This is a genomic window from Massilia cellulosiltytica, assembly GCF_047325105.1.
Classification (GTDB): Bacteria; Pseudomonadota; Gammaproteobacteria; order Burkholderiales; family Burkholderiaceae_D; genus Telluria; species Telluria orientalis.
Genome location: NZ_CP168562.1, coordinates 1,626,231 through 1,648,619, shown reverse-complemented (window position 1 = coordinate 1,648,619; position 22,389 = coordinate 1,626,231). Strand labels below are relative to the sequence as shown.

The window sequence follows — 22,389 nt, the reverse complement described above, 5'->3', positions numbered from 1 at the left end:
GGTTCCGTCCACTGGTCCATCGATTCGCGGAGACTTACGCTGTAATGACGATTCTATCCGATTCTAACATTAGAGCAACCCTCATTTTGCGCCAGCGCGGTGCACCGGCAGCGCCGTCCCGCAATCCTTGCAGAACCGGGCGGTGGCGTCGTGGCCGCCGCTGCCGCACGCAGGACAATGCAGGGCCGCGCGCGCCGGTCCGGTGCGGCGGTCGCCGCGGCGCAGCGTCATCTCGGCCGTCACGATCCCGGTCGGCACGGCAAGGATGCCCCACCCCATCAGCATCATGAACGAGGCGATCGCCTTGCCCAGGTTGGTATGCGGCGTGATGTCGCCATACCCGACGGTGGTCATGGTGACGGTCGCCCAGTACATCGCGACGGGAATGCTCGTGTAGCCGTTCTTCGGTCCCTCGACGACGTACATGACGGTGCCGAGGATGAGGATCGCCATCAGCACGACGGACAGGAACACGAGGATCTTGCGCCGGCTGGCTGCGAGCGCTTCGCCCAGGCGCGTGTATTCCTCGATGTACAGGGTCAGCTTGAAGATGCGGAAGACGCGCAGCAGGCGCAGGATGCGGATGTCGAGCAGCAGTTCGGTGCCTGGCATGAGTAGCGAAAAATACGACGGCAGCACGGCCAGCAGGTCGATCACGCCGTAGAAGCCGCCGGCATAGCGCCACGGCCGCTGCACGCACACGAGGCGCGCCACGTATTCCACCGTGAACAGCGCGGTGAAGCCCCATTCGAACGCGTTCAGCAGGTCGGCATGGTCGCGGTGCAGCCGCGGCACGCTGTCCAGCACGACGACGAGGATGCTGAGCAGGATGGCGCACACGAGCGCGATGTCGAAGCGCCGCCCGGCCGGGGTGTCGGCTTCGAAGATGACGTCGTACATGCGCCGCCGCCACCCGGGCGGCGGCTTGCCGTAGGCGACGGGCGCCTGCGACACGTACGTCGGTGCTTCATCGTCCTGCCTCATGGCGCGGTCGGCGGCCCCTTCAGCTCGATCATGTTGCCTTCCGGGTCAGTCAGGTAGATCGACGGGCCTTCTCCTTCGGCGCCGAAGCGCGACGCGGCCGGCCCCGCCTCGATGCCGTGCGCGGCCAGGTGGGCGCGGATCGCGTCTTCGTCGAATGGCTCGACGCGGAAGCAGAAGTGATCGACGTTGCGCCCTTCCGTGCCCGGCGCCGCGCCGCCCGCCGCCCCCAGCTTGCCGGAAATCGGGATCAGGTCGACCATCGAACTGCCGGCGCGCAGCTGCACGAGGCCGATCTCGTCCTGGCGCCGCACTTCGCGGCAGCCCAGCACGTCGCCGTAGAAGGCCTGCATGCGCGCGAGATCCACCACGCGCAGCACGATGTGATCGATTTCGCGGATCGCGATGGGGCTTTTTACGGCATCAGTCGGCATGGCGCTCCACCCACGTCGCAAAACACTCCATGAACTGCTGCAGGAAGGTTTTCAGGCCTTCGTCCGTCAGCGTGTCGCCGTCGAACTTGTTGGCCACGCCGCCGATGTACGCTTCCGGCGACTGCATGCACGGCATGTTGAGGAAGACGAGGCACTGGCGCACGGCGTGGTTGGCGCCGAAGCCGCCCAGCGCACCCGGCGAGTTGGACACGACCGCACACGGCTTGCCCGTCCACGCTGCCTGGCCGTACGGGCGCGAGCCGACGTCGATGGCGTTCTTGAGGACGCCGGGCAGCGAGCGGTTGTATTCCGGCGTGCAGAACAGGACGCCGTCGGCGTCGCGGATGCGGCCGCGGAACTCGGTCCAGGTGGCGGGCGGCGTATCGGTCTCGTCATCCTGGTTGTACAGCGGCATGTCGCCGATCTCGACGATCTCCAGTTCGAGCGTGGGCGGTGCGGCCAGCATCAGGCTCTTGGCCAGCTTGCGCGTAAATGATTCCTTGCGCAGGCTGCCGACGAGCACTGCAATCTTCCTTGTTGCCATGACGGTCCTTTCGGTCTTGATGGGTCGGATGATGCCCAGAGTGTAACGATTTTCGGCGGACCGTGCGGATCAGATGCGCCGGCGCCGGTATTCGTCGAGAAAGGAACGCACCTCGCGCGCCGTCAGCACGCGCACCGGATCGCCATGCCACGCGTACAGGAACGGCGGCCCGCCCGCGCGGTCCGTCAGCTTGGCGCGGATGAGGAACCGGGTGCCGGCGGGATAGCGCTCGGGGTCGGACAGCGCCCGCGCGCACTGCACGCGCATCGACGTCGCGTACGCCTGCCCCGCCATCGGCTTGATGCGCAGCCGGCCCGTGCGCGGGTCCGGTACCGATTCGACCGCCACGTCGCGGTAGGCCCAGGGATCGCGTGCCATGCGTTACGCCGCCACGGCCGCGGGGGCCGGCTTCGCCTCGCGGATCGGCAGGTTGACGAAGGCGGCGGCGAGCGCCAGCGCGATGTCCGCGTACCACATCCAGGAATAGTCGCCGAAGCGGACGAATGCGAGCCCTCCCAGCCAGGCGCCGAAGAAGCCGCCGATCTGGTGCGACAGCAGCGTCAGGCCGAACAAGGTGGCGAGGTAACGCATGCCGAACAGCTTGCCGACGAGGCCCGCCGTGGGCGGCACGGTCGCGAGCCACGTGAAGCCGAGGGCGGCGGCGAACACGTAGAACGTCCAGGCGGATTTCGGCGCCAGCAGGTATGCCGCGATGATCACGGCGCGGCTGCCGTAGGTGAACGCCAGCAGCCATTTCATGCGGTAGCGCTGCGCCAGCGCGCCCGCCGCCAGCGACCCGGCGATGTTGAACAGGCCGATCAGGCCCAGCGCCGTCGCCGAGACGCCCGCCGGCAGGCCGCACAGCGCGACCTCGCCCGGCAGGTGGGTGACGAGGAAGGCGATGTGGAAGCCGCACGTGAAGAAGCCGGCGTGCAGGCACAGGTAGCTGCGGTCGCGCATCGCGTCGCGCACCTGGCGGCTTAGGGTGAGATCACCGTGGCCGACGACGGACTGCGCCGGCGGCTTGCCGCGCAGCGGCCACGCGAGCGGGATGGTGAAGAGGCTCGTCGCGGCCAGCGCCAGCATCGCCGTGATCCACCCGGTGGTCGCGATGAGGAACTGGACGAGCGGCGCGAACACGAACTGGCCGAACGAGCCGCCCGCGTTGATGAAGCCGGACGCGAACGCGCGCCGCTCGGCCGGCAGGCGCTGCGCGGTGGCGCCGATGAGGATCGAGAAGCTGCCCGCGCCCGCCCCGCTCGCGGACAGGATGCCCAGCGTGACGAGCAGGCCCCATTGGGTGGAGACGAAAGGCGTCGCCGCGAGCCCGCCGGCCAGCAGCACGGCGCCCAGCACGATGACGGGCATGGAACCGTATTTGTCGGCGACGGCGCCGAAGACGGGTTGCGAGGCGCCCCACATGAACTGGCCGACGGCCATGGCGAAGCTGATCGACGCGATGCCGAGGCCCGTCGCCGTGTTCAGCGGCGACAGGAACAGGCCCGTCGTGAGACGCGCCGCCATCGTGATCATCAGGATGGCGCTGGCGGCCAGGATCAGCGTCCAGGCCGCACGTGGCGTGGTGGTGGTCATGTCGTCCCCGTTGTTATTGTCAGACCGACGATGTTACAACGGAAACGCCAAAGAGGTTGAAGGTGGGCACGCCGTGCCCACCGAACGACTGATCAGCCCGCCGCGCGGATCAGGAGCACGGTCGCCTGCGCCGCCATGCCTTCCTCGCGGCCGAGGAAGCCGAGTTTTTCATTGGTCTTGGCCTTGATGTTCACCTGCTGCGGCGACGCGCCGATGTCCTCGGCGATGCGCGACACCATCTGCGGGATGTGCGGCGCCATCTTCGGCTGCTGCGCGATGATGGTCGCGTCCACGTTGCCGATGGTGTAGCCGGTGCCCAGCACGCGGTTGGCCGCTTCGCGCAGCAGCACGCGCGAGTCGGCGCCGGCGAACATCGGGTCGGTGTCCGGGAAGTGCTTGCCGATGTCGCCGAGGCCGGCGGCGCCCAGCATGGCGTCGATGATGGCGTGCAGCAGCACGTCCGCGTCCGAGTGGCCGAGCAGGCCCAGCCGGTGCGGGATGGTGACGCCGCCGACGATCAGTTTGCGCCCTTCGACGAGGGCGTGGCAGTCATAGCCGGTACCGATGCGGAACGGCGGGGTCGGGTTGTACGATGCGAGAGCCATGATGTTCTTTACACGCTATACGAATTCAGGTTGGGACACTGCCAGGTACATCTCGGCGATCCGGATATCGTCCGGCAATGTCACTTTGAGATTGCGGGGATGCCCTTCCACCAACTTGGGGCTCAATCCGAGGGCTTCAACCGCACTGGCATCATCGGTAATCGAATCCGGATCTTTAGCCGCCGCCAGCGCTTCGCGCAGCAATTCATAGCGGAACATCTGCGGGGTCTGCGCGAGCCACAGGCCGTTGCGGGGCACGGTGCCGGCCGCTTCGCCGTGGATGCAGCGCTTGACCGTGTCGACGACCGGCAGCGCCAGCAGGCCGCCGGCCGGGTGGTCGCCCGTGCCCGTGATCAGTTTTTCGATCAGTTCGGCAGTCAGGCCGGGACGCGCGGCGTCGTGCACGAGCACCCGGTCGGCGGGCGACAAGGTGTTGGCGAGCACGGCCAGGCCGTTGCGCACGGATTCCATGCGGCTCGCCCCGCCGCAGCGCAGGACCGTCACGCCGTGATGGGGCGCGACGGCGTCGATGTACGGGTCGTCCGGGCTCACGACGACGAATGTGTGCGCGATGAGCTCGCTGGACAGGAATGCGTCGAGCGTGTGCCTGAGCATGGGCTTGCCGCCGATTTTCAGGTACTGCTTGGGGCTCGTGGCCCCCATCCGGGCGCCGACGCCGGCGGCGGGAATGAGGGCGAAATAACGTGGTGCTTGAGTCATGTTGTTCAATCTACGATCGGGAACGTCTTGTCGATCCAATAAGAGACTGTACCTCACCTTGGCAAACTTTGCTCAGACGTGCGTACTCCGCCGGACTGTCGATCGTGGCCTGCAAGCGTTCGACACGTCCCATCTCGGCCTTAATGTACGGCATCCAGTTGCGGTCGATTTCGCGCTGGAGCAGCGTGCGCGACTCGCCGGCGCGCGCATACAACGGTTTGCCGGCAAAGCGGCCGCCGAGGCGTGCGCGCACCCGCTCTTCCACTTTCGGCAGATAGTCCAGGTAAGACTTGAGATGGCGCATTTCGTGCGCAAGTATCTCGTCATACGTGCACGAGTCCGGCTCGAATTCGCGGCTGACGTACACGACGATGGGCTGGTAGTACAAGGTCACCGCGATGCGCGGCATCACGCATTCGGCCGCGCCGTCCGGCGACGTGAGCAGGGCGCCGTCGACCTGGATCGCGACGCGCGACTCCGTGCGCGTGAGGCCCAGCACGTAGCCGTTGCGTACGCCGGGCCGCTTCATGCGCGTCAGGTCGCGGTAGGACACCGTATTGTCGACGCGCCAGCCGCTCTCGCGCGTGGAAAACGTCGCGCCGGCATCCCGGGCCGCGGCTTCGCAACTCGCCTCGAACGGCGTGCGCGCGGATGCGAAGCCGCTCCAGGCGAGCAGCATCAAGCCGAGCGCGGCCGGGCGCACAGGCTTCAAACTAAGCCGGCGTCCAGGTGCCGGCGGCGATCTTCTCCAGCCAGAACGTGCCGATCACGGTTTTCACATCCGTGATGTCGCCCCGTTGCACCATCTCCAGCATCTCGGGGATGGTCGCCGTGAAGGTCTCGAGAAATTCACCGTCGTCCAGCTTCGCGTCGCCCGCCGTCAGGCCGCGTGCGAGGAACAGGTCGAGGTGCTCGTCCGAATACGCGATCGCGTTGTGGATCGTGCAGACGAAATGCCAGTCGGTGGCCGTGTAGCCAGTCTCTTCTTCCAGTTCGCGCTTGGCGCAGGCGAGCGATGCCTCGCCCGGATCGATCTTCCCGGCCGGGAATTCGATGAAGACCTGGTCGTTCGGATAGCGGAACTGGCGTTCGAGCAGCACGCGGCCGTCGTCGAACAGCGCGAGGATCACGACGGCGCCGGGATGGCGGATGAATTCGCGTTGCGTGACCTTGCCGTCGGGGAGTTTCACGCGGTCGCGCGAGACTTTGAGGAAGTTGCCGTCGTAGGCGAGCTGGCCGTCGATTTTTGTTTCTTTGAGGTGGTCGTCCATGGAAGGCTCCGGTACATCGTTATTCTTTGCACCGGCGCCATGGACGCTGGTGCTCAGCCGCGGCGCTTGCGCAGATATCGTAAAACGAAACCCGGGAAGGCCAGCACGACGAACAGGCAGGCGGTGATCGCATAGAACTCCCAGGTCTGGGGGAACGCGGTACCGATGCGGGATTCGAGGGCGTGGGCCAGCGCGCCGACGACGAAGTATAGAACAACCAGCTCGAGCAGACGCACGACGAAGTATTTCGCGTGCGCCTTGTTGAGTGCCGGCTTCACGGGAATGAAGCCGAGCACGCTCTCGTTGAGGAACGGCAGGTTGGCGAACGCGAGTGCGACCGCGATCACCAACCAGCTGGCCAGGGAGGCGTCCACCGTGGCCTTAGGACTTCAGGGTTGCGGACATGGCCGACAGGCAAGCCGCCAGCAGCGGGCCCGGCAGGATGCCCAGGATCACGACGAGGATACCGTTCAACGACAGCACGACGCGCATGTCCAGCGGGGTCGAGATCGGCGATGCATCGGCCACCTCGTCGAACCACATGACTTTCACGACGCGCAGGTAGTAGAACGCACCCACCAGCGACGCGGCCACGGCGATGATCGCGAGCCACAGCTGGCCCGAACCGACGACGACGTCCAGCACGGCCCACTTGGCCATGAAGCCCATCATCGGCGGCACGCCGGCCAGCGAGAACATCAGGGCGGTCATGACGAGCGCGTACCACGGGCTGCGCTTGGCCAGGCCCTTGAAGTCGGCCACTTCTTCCGCTTCGTGGCCCGAGCGCGCCAGCATCATGATGATGCCGAAGGTGCCCAGCGTGGTCAGCACGTAGGTGATCGTGTAGTACATCGACGCGCTGTAGGCGTTGGCGATGTTCGCGGCATTCGTGGCATCGCGGGTGCCGACGACGCCGGCCATCATGCCCAGCAGGACGAAGCCCAGCTGTGCGATGGTCGAGTAAGCCAGCATGCGCTTCAGGTTGGTCTGCGCGATCGCGGTCAGGTTACCGACCAGCAGCGACAGCACGGCCAGCGCCAGCAGCATCTGCTGCCAGTCGATCGCCAGCGGCAGCAGGCCTTCGACCAGGATGCGGATCATCATCGCGAACGATGCCAGCTTCGGCGCGGCGCCCAGCAGCAGCGTGACGGCGGTCGGCGCGCCCTGGTACACGTCCGGGACCCACATGTGGAACGGTACGGCGCCCAGCTTGAAGGCCATGCCGGCCACGACGAACACGAGGCCGAACACGAGGATCGTGTGGTTGGCGGCGTTGCTCGACACCAGCTTGGCGATCGTCGTGATGTCCAGCGAACCGGTGGCGCCGTAGATCATCGAGATACCGTACAGCATGAAGCCCGACGCGAGCGAACCCAGGATGAAGTACTTCATCGAGGCTTCGGTCGAGATCGCGTGGTCGCGGCGCATCGCCACCAGCGCGTACAGCGACAGCGACATCAGTTCCAGGCCCAGGTAGATCGGCAGCATGTTGTTACCAGAGATCATGATCATCTGGCCCAGCAGCGTGAACAGCGCGAGCACGTAGAACTCGCCGCCCATGTTGCCCGACATCATGCCGCGCTCGCCGGCGTACTGGCGCGAGTACACGAGGGTCACGCCCACGGCCAGGTAGGTGAACAGCTTGAGCAGGTTCGCCATCGGGTCCGACACGAACATGTTGTAGAACGTGTAGGTCGTCGTGCCGGCCTTGAAGTCGGCGTAGGTGATCACGGCGCAGCCCACCAGGGTGAGCAGCGACAGTGCGTAGGTCAGCGTGCGCTTGCCTTCCTTCTGGAACATATCGATCAGAAGGATGGCGCAGGACGCGATGACCAGGAAGATTTCTGCAGAGACCGGCCCCAGGTTGTTGGCGGCCAGCACGGCTTGGGTGTTAATCATCGGATTCATATCGTTATTTGTGCCCTATCGACTCAGTGCGCGGCGACGGCAGCCACTGCCTGCGGCAGCTTGCTGACCGACACGTGCTGCAGCAGGTCCGCGACCGACACCTGCATCGTGTCGGTGAACGGCGCCGGATACAGGCCCATGTAGATGGTCAGGATCGCGAGCACGCCCAGCATGAAGAACTCGCGGCCGTTCAGGTCGGTCAGTTCGGCCACGTGCTTGTTGCCGATCTTGCCGAACACGACGCGCTTGACCATCCACAGCGAGTACGCCGCGCCCAGGATCAGGGCGGTGGCGGCCAGCAGGCCGGTCCAGAAGTTGAACTTGACGGCGCCCAGGATGACCATGAATTCACCCACGAAGCCCGACGTCGCCGGCAGGCCGCAGTTGGCCATCGCGAACAGCACGGAGAACGCGGCGAACTTCGGCATCACGTTGACGACGCCACCGTAGTCGGCGATCTGGCGCGAATGCAGGCGGTCGTACAGCACGCCGATGCACAGGAACATCGCGCCCGACACGAAGCCGTGCGAGATCATCTGCACGATACCGCCCTGCACGCCGATCTCGTTGAAGATGAAGAAGCCGAGCGTGACGAAGCCCATGTGGGCGATCGACGAGTACGCGACCAGTTTCTTCATGTCGACCTGCACCATCGCGACCAGGCCGATGTAGATCACGGCGATCAGCGACAGCACGATGATCAGCGGTGCCAGGTAGTGCGAGGCGTCAGGCGCGATCGGCAGCGAGAATCGCAGGAAGCCGTAACCGCCCAGCTTCAGCATGATCGCAGCCAGCACGACGGAACCGCCGGTCGGCGCTTCCACGTGGGCGTCCGGCAGCCAGGTGTGCACCGGCCACATCGGCACCTTGACGGCGAAGGCCATCAGGAACGCGACGAAGATCAGGACTTGCTCCTTCATCGTCAGCGGCAGGTTGTGCCATGCCAGGATGTCGAAGCTGCCGTTCGATTTGTTGTACAGGTAGATGATCGCGATCAGCGTCAGCAGCGAGCCCATGAACGTGTACAGGAAGAACTTAAACGACGCATACACGCGGTTCGGGCCGCCGAACACGCCGATGATGATGAACATCGGGATCAGCGTGGCTTCGAAGAAGAAGTAGAACAGCAGGCCGTCCAGCGCGACGAACACGCCGATCATCAGGCCCGACAGCAGCAGGAACGACCCCATATACTGGGCGACACGTTCCTGGATCACTTCCCAGGCCGAGATCACCACGATGATCGTGATGAACGCCGTCAGCGGCACGAACCAGAGGCTCAGGCCGTCGATGCCGAGGTAGTACTGGATGTTAAAGCGCGAAATCCAGGCGGCTTTTTCCACGAACTGCGGGCCGTGGGCCGTGTTGCTGAATTGCGTGAACAGCGGGATCGTCGGCAGGAAGCTGATGATAGCACCGGCCAGCGCCAGAAGGCGGGTGAAGCCCGCGCGGCTGTCGCGACCGACGGCCAGCACGATGACGCCGCACAGGATCGGCAGCCAGACGGACAGGCTCAGGTAAGGAGGAAAGGTCGAAATAGACTGCATCTTGTTTTTCTCTCTTTTAAGCGTGCCAGAACGGGAAGAAGTACAGCAGCGTACCCAGCACGCCCAGGATCATCACGAACGCATAGTGGTAGATGTAACCAGTCTGGAACGTGCGGACGACGGTCGAGAACCAGCCCACGACCTTCGCGGAACCGTTGACGACGAGGCCGTCGATCAGCGCGCGGTCGCCGACCTGCCACAGGCCCTTGCCCAGCAGGCGTGCGCCGCCGGCGAACACGACTTCGTTGAACTTGTCCATGTAGTACTTGTTGTCCAACAGCGTGTGGATCGGACGCAGCGCTTTGTAGAAAGCGGCCGGCACGCGCGGATTGATCATGTAGCAGTAGAACGCGGCGACGACGCCGGCCAGTGCGAGCCAGAACGGGAGCGACGTGAACGAATGCACGCCCATCGCGGCGGCGCCGTGGAACTCGTGCGCCAGTTCTTCCATCGCCGGGTGACGCTCGGCGTTGATGTAGATGACGTTCTTGAAGAAGTCGCCGAACAGCATCGGACCGATCGTGAAGAAGCCGATGATGACGGACGGGATCGCCAGCAGGATCAGCGGCAGGGTCACGACCAGCGGCGACTCGTGCGGCTTCTGGCCCGGGGCCAGGCCGTGGTGGCCGTGATCGTCCTCGTCTTCTTCGTGATGGGCAGTGGCCTCGTGCAGCGCGGTCGGGTCCTTGCCTTCGCCGTTGTGTGCGTGGTCGTCGTGGTGCGCGTGGTGATCGTCATGAGCATGCGCCTTGCCGAAACGCTCCTCGCCGTGGAAGACCAGGAAGTACATGCGGAACGAGTAGAACGCGGTCACGAACACGCCGGCGATGACGGAGAAGTACGCGAAGCCCGAACCCCACAGGTGCGAGGCGGCGACGGCTTCGATGATCGAATCCTTCGAGTAGAAACCGGCGAAGAACGGCGTACCGATCAGTGCCAGCGAACCCAGCAGCGACGTGATCCACGTGATCGGCATGTACTTGCGCAGGCCGCCCATGTTGCGCATGTCCTGGTCGTGGTGCATGCCGATGATGACGGAACCGGCACCGAGGAACAGCAGCGCCTTGAAGAACGCGTGGGTCATCAGGTGGAACACGGCGACGTTATACGCCGACACGCCCAGTGCGACCGTCATGTAGCCCAGCTGCGACAGCGTGGAGTACGCGACGACGCGCTTGATGTCGTTCTGGATGATGCCCAGGAAGCCCATGAACAGCGCGGTGATCGAGCCGATGACGACGATGAACGACAGTGCCGTATCCGACAGCTCGAACAGCGGCGACATGCGGGTCACCATGAAGATGCCGGCGGTAACCATCGTCGCGGCGTGGATCAGTGCCGAGATCGGGGTCGGGCCTTCCATCGAGTCCGGCAGCCAGACGTGCAGCGGGAACTGCGCCGATTTGCCCATCGCGCCGATGAACAGGCAGATGCAGGCAGCCGTCAGCAGCGGCCAGGTCGTGCCCGGCACGAACATGGCCGACAGCGCGTCCGCCTTGGCGAACGTCTCGTCGTAGTTCATCGTGCCGGTCGCGGCCAGCAGCAGGCCGATGCCGAGGATGAAGCCGAAGTCACCCACGCGGTTCACGAGGAACGCCTTCATGTTCGCGAAGATCGCGGTCGGACGCGTGTACCAGAAGCCGATCAGCAGGTACGAGACCAGTCCCACCGCTTCCCAGCCGAAGAACAGCTGCAGGAAGTTGTTGGACATGACCAGCATCAGCATCGAGAACGTGAACAGCGAGATGTACGAGAAGAAGCGGTTGTAGCCGTCGTCTTCCGCCATGTAGCCGATCGTGTAGATGTGGACCATCAGCGAGACCGACGTGACGACGCACATCATCATCGCGGACAGCGCGTCGATCTTGAAGCCGACCGACATCTTCATGGTGCCGATCGTCATCCAGGTGTAGACGTCGCCATTGAACGTGGCGCCGTCGATGACCTGGTTCAGCGTCATGATCGAGATGACCATGGCAATGAAGACGCCCAGGATGGTCGCGGAGTGCGACACGACCCGGCCGACGACGTTGCCGAAGAACTTGGTGCCGAGCAGGCCGGCGATCGCCGAGCCCGCGAGCGGCGCCAGTGGCACCGCCAGCAAGAGATTAGGGTTAATAATTTGCCCCGCCATGTTGAACCTTTTGTGTATTTATCAGGAGGTTGACAGACAAACCGCTTAGCCCTTCAGGCTGTCGAGGTCTTCCACGTTGATCGTGTCCAGGTTACGGAACAGGACCACCAGGATCGCCAGGCCGATCGCCGATTCGGCGGCCGCGACAGTCAGGATGAAGAACACGAAGATCTGCCCTGCCGCGTCGCCCAGATAATGCGAGAACGCCACAAAGTTCAGGTTCACCGCCAGCAGCATCAGTTCGATGGCCATCAGCAGGATGATGATGTTCTTCCGGTTCAGGAAAATGCCGATCACGGAGATCGCGAACAGGATCGCGCCCAGGATCAGGTAGTGAGCGAGCGACAACGTCATTGCGCCTCCTTGTTGGCATTGGCGGCAGCGGCGGCGGCAGCGATAGCCGCATCGTCGATCGCCTTCTGGTTCACCGTCTGCATCTTGACGATCTTCAGACGGTCGTTACGCTTGACGCGGACGGCGAGGCCCGGGTCGATGGCTTTGGTGTCCTTGCGCTTGCGCAGGGTCAGCGCCACGGCGGCGATGATGGCGACCAGCAGGATCAGGCCGGCGATCTCGAAACCGTAGATGTACTGGGTGTAGATCAGGCGGCCCAGTTCATGCGTGCCGCCGATGTGGCCCACAGTCGCCTCGGTCGGGGCATCGCCCTGGCCCAGGAAGCCGCGCCACAGCACGGCGGCCATTTCCAGCACGATCAGCGCGCCGACGCCGGACGCCACCGGGAGGTAGCCCCAGAAGCCTTCGCGCATGCGGTCGATATTAATGTCGAGCATCATCACGACGAACAGGAACAGCACCATGACGGCGCCGACGTAGACCAGTACCAGCACGATGGCCAGGAACTCGGCCTTGAGCAGCATCCAGATACCGGCAGCGTTGAAGAACGCGAGCACCAGGAACAGCGCGGCGTGGACCGGGTTCTTGGCGGTAATGACGCGCAACCCGGCCAGCACCATCACGGCCGAGAAGACGTAGAACAGAACAGTTGTGAAATCCATGACGTTACGCAGGAGCCCTTTTTTTGTTAGCGGTACTTGGCATCGGCTTCGCGTGCAGCGGCGATGTCGTTCTCGTAGCGATCGCCCACGGCCAGCAGCATTTCCTTGGTGTAGTACAGGTCGCCGCGTTTTTCGCCGTGGTATTCCAGCACCTGGGTCTCGACGATCGAGTCGACCGGGCACGACTCTTCGCAGAAACCGCAGAAGATGCACTTGGTCAGGTCGATGTCGTAGCGCGTCGTGCGGCGGGTGCCGTCTTCGCGCTGCGCCGATTCGATCGTGATGGCCATCGCCGGGCACACGGCTTCGCACAGCTTGCACGCGATGCAGCGCTCTTCCCCGTTCGGGTAGCGGCGCAGCGCATGCAGGCCGCGGAAGCGCGGCGAGATGGGGGTCTTTTCTTCCGGATACTGAACCGTGATCTTGCGCGAGAACGCGTACTTGCCGGTCAGGGCCAGACCTTTAATCAGCTCGGACAGCATCAGGCTGCCGAGGATCTCTTTAACTCGTGTCATTTTGTGTGCTTCCTTACTTCCAGATGTTCCACGGCGTCTGCATCCAGCCAGCCACCAGCACCAGCCAGATCAGGGTCAGCGGAATGAACACTTTCCAGCCGAGGCGCATGATCTGGTCATAGCGGTAGCGCGGGAACGTGCCGCGGACCCAGATGAACAGCGAGACGATCAGGAACATCTTCGCGAACAGCCAGAAGAAACCGCCGATGGCGCCGAATTCCAGGAACGAGAACGGTGCGGACCAGCCGCCCAGGAACATGATAGCCGCCAGCGTGCCGACGAGGATCATGTTGGCGTACTCGGCCAGCATGAACATCGCGTACGACATGCCCGAGTATTCGACCATGTGGCCGGCCACGATTTCCGATTCGCCTTCCACCACGTCGAACGGGTGGCGGTTGCACTCGGCCAGGCCGGACGTGATGTAGATGATGAACAGCGGCAGCAGCGGCAGCCAGTTCCACGACAGGATGTTCACGCCGTGGGCGGCGAACATGCCGCGTTCCTGGCTTGCGACGATGTCGGAGAAGTTCAGCGAGCCCGACACCATCAGCACGACGACCATCACGAAGCCCATCGGGATTTCGTACGAGATCATCTGCGCCGATGCGCGCATCGCGCCCATGAACGAGTACTTCGAGTTGGCAGACCAGCCGGCGATGATGATGCCGTACACCTCCATCGACGTGATCGCCAGCAGCAGCAGCAGGCCGGCGTTCACGTTGGCGAGGGCCGCTTGCGGGCCGAACGGGATGACCGACCATGCGGCCAGCGCCGGCATGATGGTCATCAGCGGGCCGATCACGAACAGGCTCGCGGTGGCTTTCGCCGGGATCACGATTTCCTTCAGCAACAGCTTCAGGGCGTCCGAGATCGGCTGCAGCAGGCCGCCGGGGCCGACGCGGTTCGGGCCGATACGGATGTGGATCCAGCCGATCAGCTTGCGCTCCCACAGCACGAGATAGGCCACGAGGCCCATCAGCGGCAGCAGGACGACGACGATTTTCAGCAGCGTCCACACGAGCGGCCATGCCGTCGTGCCGAGCAGGCTCGCGCCACTGCTGTTCAGGTTGTTAATCATGTCAGGTACCGACATTTTGCTTGGGCTCCCCTGCTTTTATGCTTTAGCTACGTTGATCGGACCGAACATGTCGCCCAGTACCGAAGTCGATTCGTGGGCGGCCGCGACGCGCACGACGTTCGCCGGCAGGCGTGCGTCGATGTTTGCGCTCAAGACGACACTGCCCTGCCCTTGCGATACCGTGATCTGGTCGCCGGCGTTGACGCCCAGCTTTTCAGCCAGTGCTGCCGAGATGGTCGCCAGCGGCGCCTGGCCGTCGGCCGTGCGCAGCAGCGGTTCGGAACGGCGCGCGACGGCGTCGGCGAAGTGGATCGGCACGTCGGCCAGGCGTTCCAGTTGCTCGCCATTGCCGAAGAACGCGCCGGCCGGAGCGATCTTGGCGACGTTGTTCAGCTTGGCGGACAGGTCGGTGTTGCCCTTGCCCAGCGCTTCGTCGCGGATAGCTTCCGAGTTCTCGTAATCGAAGCCTTGCAGGCCCAGCAGGTTGCCCAGCACGCGCAGCACTTTCCAGGCCGGACGGGTTTCACCCAGCGGCTTGACGGTGCCGTTGAAGCTCTGTGCGCGGCCTTCGCAGTTGACGAACGTACCGGCGGTCTCGCTGAACGGCGAGATCGGCAGCAGCACGTCGGCGTAGTCGGTGCCGTGCTTGAAGGCCGACATCGCGACGACCATCTCGGCGCCACGCAGGGCCTTGACGGCTTGCGCCGGGTTGGCGGCATCCAGTTCCGGCTCGGCGTTCAGCAGCACGTACGCTTTCTTCGGCTGTGCGAACAGGTTCGCGGCGTTCTTCGAGGTCGCATTGACCAGGTAGCCACCGACCGTGTTGGCGGCGTCGACGAAGTAGCCGAACTTGGCGCCCGTCTCGGCGGCGATCCACTCGGCGACGGCGTGCAGCTTCGATGCCTGCGGGTGGTACATCGCGGCATTGCCCAGCAGGACAGCGCCCGGCAGGTCGGCGGCGTTTTCCACGACCAGCGTCGCGGCGACAGCCTTGGCGGCGTCGCCGGCGGTCACGCCTTCGAAGCCGGCCGGCGCAGCGATGCCTTTGGCAGCGGCGACGGCGACGGCGATTTCCGTCAGCGCAGCCAGCCAGTCGCTCGGTGCGGCGATGATGCGGTTCGCGGTCGGGATCAGGTTGTCGTCGGCCGAACCGTGGACGATGGACAGCTTGGCGCCCGACTTGACGGCGGCGCGCAGGCGCGTCGCGGCCAGCGGGTGGTCCTTGCGCAGGAACGAGCCGACGACCAGCACGCGCGACAGGGTCGACAGTTCGGCGATCGGCATGCCCAGGTGCGGGACGACTTTGCCGTCCAGCGCGAAGTCGGTCTGGCGCAGGCGGAAGTCGACGTTCTCGATGCCGAAGCCACGCATGGCTTTCTGCAGCAGGAACAGTTCTTCGACCGTCGAGTGCGCGGTGCCGATCGCAGCGATGCTGTCGGCGCCGTGCTCGTGGCGGATGTTGCGCAGGCCGTGGGCGACGTATTCCAGCGCCGTCTGCCAATCGGTCTCGATCCACTTGCCGTCCTGCTTGATCATCGGCTGCGTGAGGCGCGAGGCGTTGTCGAGGGCTTCGTACGAGAAGCGGTCCTTGTCGGAGATCCAGCACTCGTTGATGTTCTCGTTTTCCAGCGGCAGCACGCGCATGACCTTGCCGCCCTTGACCTGGACGATCAGGTTCGAACCGAGCGAGTCGTGCGGCGACACCGAACGGCGGCGCTGCAGTTCCCACGGACGTGCCGAATAGCGGAACGGCTTCGACGTGAGTGCGCCGACCGGGCACAGGTCGATCATGTTGCCCGACACTTCCGAGTCGACCGACTTGCCGACGAACGTCGTGATTTCCGAGTGCTCGCCGCGGCCCAGCATGCCGAATTCCATCACGCCGGCCACTTCCTGGCCGAAACGCACGCAGCGGGTGCACTGGATGCAGCGGGTCATCTCTTCCATCGAGATCAGCGGACCGGCTTCCTTCGGTGCCACCACGCGCTTTTCTTCCGCGTAGCGCGACTCGCCCTTGCCGTAGCCGACTGCGAGATCCTGCAGCTGGCATTCGCCGCCCTGGTCGCAGATCGGGCAATCCAGCGGGTGGTTAATCAGCAGGAATTCCATGACGGATTTCTGCGCCTGCACGGCCTTGTCGCTGTGCGTGCGCACGATCATGCCCGGCGAGACCGGGGTGGCGCAGGCAGGCAGCGGTTTCGGCGCTTTTTCCACTTCCACGAGGCACATGCGGCAGTTGGCCGCGATGGACAGCTTCTTGTGGTAGCAGAAGTGCGGGATGTATGTTCCCAGTTTGTTTGCGGCGTCCATCACCATCGAACCTGGTGGGACTTCGACTTTCTTGCCGTCTAATTCGATTTCAACCATTTGATCGTTACCTGACCTGGTTTAGAGGTAAGTCGGCACCAGGCAGTGCTTGTGCTCGACGTGATATTCAAATTCTTCGCGGAAGTTCTTGATCATGGCGCGAACCGGCATCGCGGCAGCATCGCCTAGCGCGCAGATGGTGCGGCCCTGGATGTTGTCGGCGATCGAGTTCAGCATATCCATGTCTTCCGGACGACCCTGGCCATGTTCGATGCGGTGGACCATGCGGTACATCCAGCCCGTACCTTCACGGCACGGCGTACACTGGCCGCACGATTCCTCGTAGTAGAAGTAGGACAGGCGCAGCAGCGACTTGACCATGCAGCGGGTCTCGTCCATGACGATCACGGCGCCCGAACCCAGCATCGAACCGGCCTTGGCGATCGAGTCGTAGTCCAGGTCGGTCTGCATCATGACGTCGCCGCGCACCACCGGTGCCGACGAACCGCCCGGGATGACGGCCTTGATCTTCTTGCCACCACGCATGCCGCCGGCCAGCTCCATCAGCGTGGCGAACGGGGTGCCCAGCGGGACTTCGTAGTTGCCCGGACGCTCGACGTCGCCGGAGATCGAGAAGATCTTCGTGCCGCCGTTGTTCGGCTTGCCCAGCGCCATGTAATCGGCGGCGCCCATGTTCAGGATGAACGGGACGGCTGCGAACGTTTCCGTGTTGTTGATCGTGGTCGGCTTGCCGTACAGGCCGAACGAGGCCGGGAACGGCGGCTTGAAGCGCGGCTGGCCCTTCTTGCCTTCCAGCGATTCCAGCAGCGCGGTTTCTTCGCCGCAGATGTAGGCGCCGTAGCCGTGGTGCGCGTGCAGCTGGAACGAGAACTCCGAACCCATGATCCTGTCGCCCAGGAAGCCGGCGGCGCGCGCCTCTTCCAGCGCCTCTTCGAAGCGCAGGTATTCCTGGAAGATCTCGCCGTGGATGTAGTTGTAGCCCACGGTGATGCCCATCGCGTACGCACCGATGGCCATGCCTTCGATCAGCGCGTGCGGGTTGTAGCGGATGATGTCGCGGTCCTTGAACGTGCCCGGTTCGCCTTCGTCGGTGTTGCAGACGAGGTATTTCTGGCCCGGGAACTGGCGCGGCATGAAGCTCCACTTCAGGCCGGTCGGGAAGCCCGCGCCGCCGCGGCCACGCAGGCCGGACGTCTTGAGGTCGGCGATGATCGCCTCGGGGGTGATCTTCTCTTCCAGGATGCGGCGCAGCGCGGAATAGCCGCCGCGCTTGACGTAGTCTTCCAGGTGCCAGTTATCGCCGTTCAGATCCTTCAGGATCAGCGGATTGATGTGGCGGTCGTGCAGGCTGGTCATTTGTTCAGTTCCTCCAGCAGGGCGTCGATCTTCTCGTCCGACATGAACGAGCACATGCGGTGGTTATTCACCAGCATGACCGGCGCGTCGCCGCAGGCGCCCATGCACTCGCCTTCCAGCAGGGTGAACTGGCCGTCTTCGGTCGTGTCGCGGAAATTGATGCCCAGGGCATCCTTGATGCGCTGGGCGGCACGCTCGCCGCCCGACAGGGCGCACGGCAGGTTGGTGCACACGGTGATCTTGTGCTTGCCGACCGGCTTGATGTTGTACATGTTGTAGAAGGTGGCGACTTCCTGCACGGCGATGGCGGGCATGCCGATGTAGTCGGCCACTTCCTGCATCGTTTCCGGCGACAGCCAGCCCTTTTCGACCTGCGCGTGGGCCAGCGCGGCCATCACGGCCGACTGGCGCTGGTCGGCCGGATACTTGGCCAACTCGCGGTCGATTTTTTTCAAGCACTGCTCAGATAACATAATCTTTTCTACCCTTCTTATCGGTCGATCGAGCCGAACACGATGTCCTGCGTACCGATGATGGTGACGGCGTCGGCGATCATGTGACCGCGCGCCATTTCATCGAGCGATTGCAGGTGGACATAGTCCGGGGTGCGGATCTTCAGGCGGTACGGCTTGTTGGCGCCGTCCGAGACGATATAAATGCCGAACTCGCCCTTCGGATGTTCGACCGCTGCGTAGGCTTCGCCCGGCGGGACGTGGAAGCCTTCGGTGAACAGCTTGAAGTGGTGGATCAGCGATTCCATGTTGGTCTTCATGTCCACGCGCGACGGCGGAGCGACCTTGTGGTTGTTCGTCATCACCGGGCCCGGGTTCGCCTTCAGCCAGGCGACGCACTGCTTGATGATGCGGTTGGCCTGGCGCATTTCCTCGATGCGGACCAGATAGCGGTCGTACGAGTCGCCATTGGTGCCGACCGGGACGTCGAATTCGACCTTGTCGTAGGCGGCGTACGGCTGGAGCTTGCGCAGGTCCCAGGCGATGCCCGAACCGCGCAGCATCGGGCCCGAGAAGCCCATGCCCATCGCGTCTTCCGGCGTCACCACGCCGATGCCGACGGTACGCTGTTTCCAGATACGGTTGTCGGTCAGCAGGGTCTCGTATTCGTCGACATAGCCGTCGAAGCGCTTCGTGAACGACTCGATGAAGTCCAGCACGGAACCGTGGCGCGTCTCGTTCAGTTCGTCGATGGCCTTCTTGCTGCGCAGCGGCGATTCGCGGTGCTTCGGCATCACGTCCGGCAGGTCGCGGTACACGCCGCCCGGGCGGTAGTAGGCCGCGTGCATGCGCGCGCCCGACACGGCTTCATACACGTCGAACAGGTCTTCGCGGTCGCGGAACGCGTACAGGAACGGGCCCATCGCACCGATGTCCAGCGCGTGCGCGCCCAGCCACATCAGGTGGTTCAGGATACGGGTGATCTCGTCGAACATCGTGCGGATGTACTGCGCACGGATCGGGACGTCGATGCCCAGCAGCTTCTCGATGGCCAGTACATAGCCGTGCTCGTTGCACATCATCGAGACGTAGTCGAGGCGGTCCATGTACGGCACCGACTGCAGGTAGGTGCGGGTCTCGGCCAGCTTCTCGGTGCCGCGGTGCAGCAGGCCGATGTGCGGGTCGGCGCGCTGGATGACCTCGCCGTCCAGTTCCAGCACGAGACGCAGCACGCCGTGCGCTGCCGGGTGCTGCGGACCAAAGTTCAGGGTGTAATTCTTAAGCTCAGCCATTATTTCATCCCGTAGGTTTCTTCGCGGATCACACGCGGAATGTTTTCGCGCGGCTCGATCGTCACGGGTTGGTAGATCACGCGTTTCTGCTCGGGGTCGTAACGCATCTCGACATAGCCCGAGATCGGGAAGTCCTTGCGGAACGGGTGGCCGATGAAGCCGTAGTCGGTGAGGATGCGGCGCAGGTCGCCGTGGCCCTCGAACAGGATGCCGAACAGGTCGAACGCTTCACGCTCGAACCAGTTGGCATTGCGCCAGACGCTCGTGACGGAGTCGACCAGCGGCATGTCGTCGTCCGGGCAGAACACGCGGACGCGCACACGCCAGTTGTGCTCGATCGACAGCAGGTGCGACACGACCGCGAAACGCAAACCGTCCCACGTGCCTTCGCCGTAGGACTGGTAGTCGACGCCGCACAGGTCGACGAGTTCCTGAAAACGCAGCGCGGGATCATCGCGCAGCTTTTGCATGGAGGCCAGGTAGTCACTGGCCTTCACCACTACCGTTACTTCGCCCAGCGCCACGGTAATGGCAGCGCCCTCGCCCAGAGCATTCTTCAGGGCGAGTTCGAGGGCTTCGATTTTTGTCGTCATGGTTGAAACCGGCTTGGATTATCGCGCGATGGTATTGGTGCGCTGGATCTTATTCTGGAGCTGGATGATGCCGTACAACAGGGCCTCGGCGGTCGGCGGGCAGCCCGGGACGTAGACGTCGACCGGCACGATGCGGTCGCAGCCGCGCACGACGGAGTACGAGTAGTGGTAGTAGCCGCCGCCGTTGGCGCACGAGCCCATCGAGATGACCCAGCGCGGCTCGGCCATCTGGTCGTACACCTTGCGCAGCGCAGGTGCCATCTTGTTGCACAGGGTACCGGCCACGATCATCACGTCGGACTGGCGCGGCGACGGGCGGAACACAACGCCGAAACGGTCGAGGTCATAGCGCGCGGCACCCGCGTGCATCATCTCGACCGCACAGCATGCCAGGCCGAACGTCATGGGCCACATCGACCCGGTACGCGCCCAGTTGATCAGTTTGTCGGCTGTGGTAGTGACAAAACCTTCGTTTAAAACGCCTTCAATAGCCATGGCTTATTCCCAATCAAGGGCACCTTTCTTCCAGATGTACCAGAACCCGACGATGAATTCGACGATGAACACCATCATCGTGAGGAATCCAGGCAGGCCCAGGTCGCGCATCGAAACGCCCCAAGGGAAGAAGAATGCCGTTTCCAGATCAAACAAAATAAACAGGATCGCGACCAGGTAGTACCGGACGTCGAACTTCATGCGCGCGTCTTCGAAGGCTTCGAAGCCGCATTCATACGGAGAGAGCTTGGCGGGGTCGGGACGATGCGGACCGACGACACGGCCCAACACCTGCGATGCGACGCCGACGACGGTGCCGATCACGATGAAGAGTAAGACGGGGAAGTAGTTCTCGAGGTTCACGATGAAGCCTTAGTTGAACGATCGGTTGAAAAAACACTGCAGGGGCTGCAGTACCGCATCGCGCAATCCTGGCTATTGGCCTACACCAGGATCGTACGACTGGAGACTCTCAATCACCTGTTCCGCGTTGCCGATCCCGACCTTCGAGGCTCGCCGCACGTTCGTACGACCGGGCTTCTCGGGCCAGAAGGGCCGCCGCAGGGGACGGTTCTTCAAAGCCTCCGACAGATCCTCGTAAAAAAGCCAGCTAGTGCTAACGAGCGGAAGCTCATGCGCCCTAGCTGGCTTCTTGTATCTTGGTGCCGACGGCGAGACTCGAACTCGCACAGCTTGCGCCACTACCCCCTCAAGATAGCGTGTCTACCAATTTCACCACGTCGGCTGGAGACCAGTATTCTACTCTGACTTAGCAGCATTTTTCAATGCTCAAATTGCGCTAAACCAAGAAAAAATACTCTTTTTCTCAACTTTTTAAAACCCGTGTTTACGGCGAACCGAGTTGAGAGTCCGGTCGCCGGCGCTGGCGGACCGAAGCCCGCAGCATGTTACACCACCCTGCTCGCGCTTGCAGGAAGTGGCCGCGCCGCAAAATTACTTGGCAGGCGCGGGTGCCGGAGCAGCCGGTGCGGCTGCCGGCGCAGGCGCCGGCACGTCTTGCGTGGCCGACGGTGCAGGTGCAGCAGGTGCCGGAGCCGGTGCGGTCGTCGGGACGGCATCGCCTGCGCCGGCGGGAACCTTGGCGGCCGGGACCGTCACGCGTTCCATCACGCCGCCGCCGACACTCGCGTGCGGACGGTTGGTGCCGAAGTACGCCAGGCCCAGCGTCGACGCGAAGAAGATCGCGGCGGCGACGGCCGTCGATTTCGACAGGAAGTTCGACGAACCGCTGGCGCCGAACAGGCTGCCGGACGCGCCGGAACCGAAGGCGGCGCCCATGTCCGCACCCTTGCCGTGCTGGACGAGCACGAGACCGATGATGGCCAGCGCGGAGATGACCTGTACGACGACGATCAGATTGAACAACACGTTCATTGTTTATTCCATTCCAAGGTTGACTACGTTTGCAAAAACTTTGCACCACGTCGTCCCTGCGAAGGCAGGGACCCAATTTTCCAAGCATCGTGGCAGCGCCCGAAACTTGGGTTCCCGCCTGCGCGGGAA

At 63.8% G+C, this 22,389-nt stretch carries 25 protein-coding genes and 1 tRNA gene; all 26 read right to left on the bottom strand.

Annotated features, from left to right (window positions below; translation table 11 throughout):
- Positions 1-81: 81 nt before the first annotated feature.
- The 26 genes from ACEN9H_RS07365 to secG all read right to left on the bottom strand — a co-directional run bounded on the left by ACEN9H_RS07365 (position 82) and on the right by secG (position 22,260).
- A complete protein-coding gene (locus tag ACEN9H_RS07365; protein WP_413674249.1) occupies positions 82-984 on the bottom strand; it encodes an ion transporter in 903 nt (300 codons plus the stop codon).
- On the bottom strand, positions 981-1,415 hold the full coding sequence (locus ACEN9H_RS07360; RefSeq protein WP_413674248.1) for a VOC family protein: 435 nt from the start codon (positions 1,413-1,415) through the stop codon (positions 981-983). Before ACEN9H_RS07360 ends, ACEN9H_RS07365 begins: the two co-directional genes overlap by 4 nt.
- A complete protein-coding gene (locus ACEN9H_RS07355; RefSeq protein ID WP_371768093.1) occupies positions 1,405-1,959 on the bottom strand; it encodes an NADPH-dependent FMN reductase in 555 nt (184 codons plus the stop codon). Before ACEN9H_RS07355 ends, ACEN9H_RS07360 begins: the two co-directional genes overlap by 11 nt.
- A gap of 69 nt (positions 1,960-2,028) precedes the next feature.
- Positions 2,029-2,337 carry a hypothetical protein gene (locus ACEN9H_RS07350; protein WP_413674247.1) on the bottom strand — a complete coding sequence of 103 codons (309 nt, stop codon included), beginning with the start codon at positions 2,335-2,337 and terminating at the stop codon, positions 2,029-2,031.
- Between the two features lie 3 nt (positions 2,338-2,340).
- Complete coding sequence (locus ACEN9H_RS07345; RefSeq protein ID WP_413674246.1) at positions 2,341-3,552, bottom strand: MFS transporter; 1,212 nt, start codon at positions 3,550-3,552, stop codon at positions 2,341-2,343.
- 92 nt (positions 3,553-3,644) lie between these two features.
- A complete protein-coding gene (gene ispF / locus ACEN9H_RS07340) occupies positions 3,645-4,157 on the bottom strand; it encodes a 2-C-methyl-D-erythritol 2,4-cyclodiphosphate synthase (protein WP_036230599.1) in 513 nt (170 codons plus the stop codon).
- 15 nt (positions 4,158-4,172) lie between these two features.
- On the bottom strand, positions 4,173-4,877 hold the full coding sequence (gene ispD / locus ACEN9H_RS07335) for a 2-C-methyl-D-erythritol 4-phosphate cytidylyltransferase (protein WP_413674245.1): 705 nt from the start codon (positions 4,875-4,877) through the stop codon (positions 4,173-4,175).
- A gap of 10 nt (positions 4,878-4,887) precedes the next feature.
- A complete protein-coding gene (locus ACEN9H_RS07330; protein ID WP_413675563.1) occupies positions 4,888-5,580 on the bottom strand; it encodes a hypothetical protein in 693 nt (230 codons plus the stop codon).
- Positions 5,581-5,590: 10 nt separating this feature from the next.
- Positions 5,591-6,148 carry an NUDIX domain-containing protein gene (locus ACEN9H_RS07325; protein WP_413674244.1) on the bottom strand — a complete coding sequence of 186 codons (558 nt, stop codon included), beginning with the start codon at positions 6,146-6,148 and terminating at the stop codon, positions 5,591-5,593.
- A 53-nt stretch (positions 6,149-6,201) separates the two neighbouring features.
- Positions 6,202-6,522: a DUF2818 family protein gene (locus ACEN9H_RS07320; protein ID WP_413337351.1), complete on the bottom strand. Its 321-nt coding sequence runs from the start codon at positions 6,520-6,522 to the stop codon at positions 6,202-6,204.
- 7 nt (positions 6,523-6,529) lie between these two features.
- The gene (gene nuoN, locus ACEN9H_RS07315; protein WP_413674243.1) at positions 6,530-8,056 is read right to left on the bottom strand and encodes an NADH-quinone oxidoreductase subunit NuoN; all 1,527 of its coding nucleotides are present in this window, start codon (positions 8,054-8,056) and stop codon (positions 6,530-6,532) included.
- 23 nt (positions 8,057-8,079) lie between these two features.
- Positions 8,080-9,603 (bottom strand): NADH-quinone oxidoreductase subunit M, encoded by a 1,524-nt coding sequence (locus ACEN9H_RS07310; protein WP_056137056.1) that lies wholly within the window; start codon positions 9,601-9,603, stop codon positions 8,080-8,082.
- Between the two features lie 16 nt (positions 9,604-9,619).
- Positions 9,620-11,737, bottom strand: coding sequence for an NADH-quinone oxidoreductase subunit L (gene nuoL / locus ACEN9H_RS07305; protein ID WP_413674242.1), 2,118 nt, complete (start codon positions 11,735-11,737; stop codon positions 9,620-9,622).
- Positions 11,738-11,782: 45 nt separating this feature from the next.
- On the bottom strand, positions 11,783-12,091 hold the full coding sequence (gene nuoK / locus ACEN9H_RS07300; RefSeq protein WP_029757428.1) for an NADH-quinone oxidoreductase subunit NuoK: 309 nt from the start codon (positions 12,089-12,091) through the stop codon (positions 11,783-11,785).
- Entirely contained in the window at positions 12,088-12,753 is a 666-nt protein-coding gene (locus ACEN9H_RS07295) for an NADH-quinone oxidoreductase subunit J (protein ID WP_413674241.1), read from the bottom strand. The genes nuoK and ACEN9H_RS07295 overlap by 4 nt, the downstream gene beginning before the upstream one ends.
- 26 nt (positions 12,754-12,779) lie before the next feature.
- On the bottom strand, positions 12,780-13,268 hold the full coding sequence (gene nuoI, locus ACEN9H_RS07290; RefSeq protein ID WP_029757430.1) for an NADH-quinone oxidoreductase subunit NuoI: 489 nt from the start codon (positions 13,266-13,268) through the stop codon (positions 12,780-12,782).
- Positions 13,269-13,281: 13 nt separating this feature from the next.
- Entirely contained in the window at positions 13,282-14,349 is a 1,068-nt protein-coding gene (gene nuoH / locus ACEN9H_RS07285) for an NADH-quinone oxidoreductase subunit NuoH (RefSeq protein WP_371831819.1), read from the bottom strand.
- Positions 14,350-14,385: 36 nt separating this feature from the next.
- Entirely contained in the window at positions 14,386-16,716 is a 2,331-nt protein-coding gene (gene nuoG / locus ACEN9H_RS07280; protein ID WP_413674240.1) for an NADH-quinone oxidoreductase subunit NuoG, read from the bottom strand.
- 21 nt (positions 16,717-16,737) lie between these two features.
- Complete coding sequence (gene nuoF / locus ACEN9H_RS07275) at positions 16,738-18,033, bottom strand: NADH-quinone oxidoreductase subunit NuoF (RefSeq protein ID WP_413674239.1); 1,296 nt, start codon at positions 18,031-18,033, stop codon at positions 16,738-16,740.
- Positions 18,030-18,506, bottom strand: coding sequence for an NADH-quinone oxidoreductase subunit NuoE (gene nuoE, locus ACEN9H_RS07270; protein ID WP_036230634.1), 477 nt, complete (start codon positions 18,504-18,506; stop codon positions 18,030-18,032). Before nuoE ends, nuoF begins: the two co-directional genes overlap by 4 nt.
- A gap of 17 nt (positions 18,507-18,523) precedes the next feature.
- Entirely contained in the window at positions 18,524-19,777 is a 1,254-nt protein-coding gene (locus tag ACEN9H_RS07265) for an NADH-quinone oxidoreductase subunit D (RefSeq protein WP_056137044.1), read from the bottom strand.
- On the bottom strand, positions 19,777-20,370 hold the full coding sequence (locus tag ACEN9H_RS07260; protein ID WP_056137042.1) for an NADH-quinone oxidoreductase subunit C: 594 nt from the start codon (positions 20,368-20,370) through the stop codon (positions 19,777-19,779). The genes ACEN9H_RS07265 and ACEN9H_RS07260 overlap by 1 nt, the downstream gene beginning before the upstream one ends.
- A gap of 18 nt (positions 20,371-20,388) precedes the next feature.
- The gene (locus ACEN9H_RS07255; RefSeq protein ID WP_036230641.1) at positions 20,389-20,865 is read right to left on the bottom strand and encodes a NuoB/complex I 20 kDa subunit family protein; all 477 of its coding nucleotides are present in this window, start codon (positions 20,863-20,865) and stop codon (positions 20,389-20,391) included.
- A 3-nt stretch (positions 20,866-20,868) separates the two neighbouring features.
- Positions 20,869-21,228 (bottom strand): NADH-quinone oxidoreductase subunit A, encoded by a 360-nt coding sequence (locus ACEN9H_RS07250; protein ID WP_056137041.1) that lies wholly within the window; start codon positions 21,226-21,228, stop codon positions 20,869-20,871.
- A 297-nt stretch (positions 21,229-21,525) separates the two neighbouring features.
- Positions 21,526-21,610 (bottom strand) — tRNA-Leu (locus ACEN9H_RS07245).
- A gap of 209 nt (positions 21,611-21,819) precedes the next feature.
- On the bottom strand, positions 21,820-22,260 hold the full coding sequence (gene secG, locus ACEN9H_RS07240) for a preprotein translocase subunit SecG (protein WP_413337359.1): 441 nt from the start codon (positions 22,258-22,260) through the stop codon (positions 21,820-21,822).
- Between the last annotated feature and the right edge of the window lie 129 nt (positions 22,261-22,389).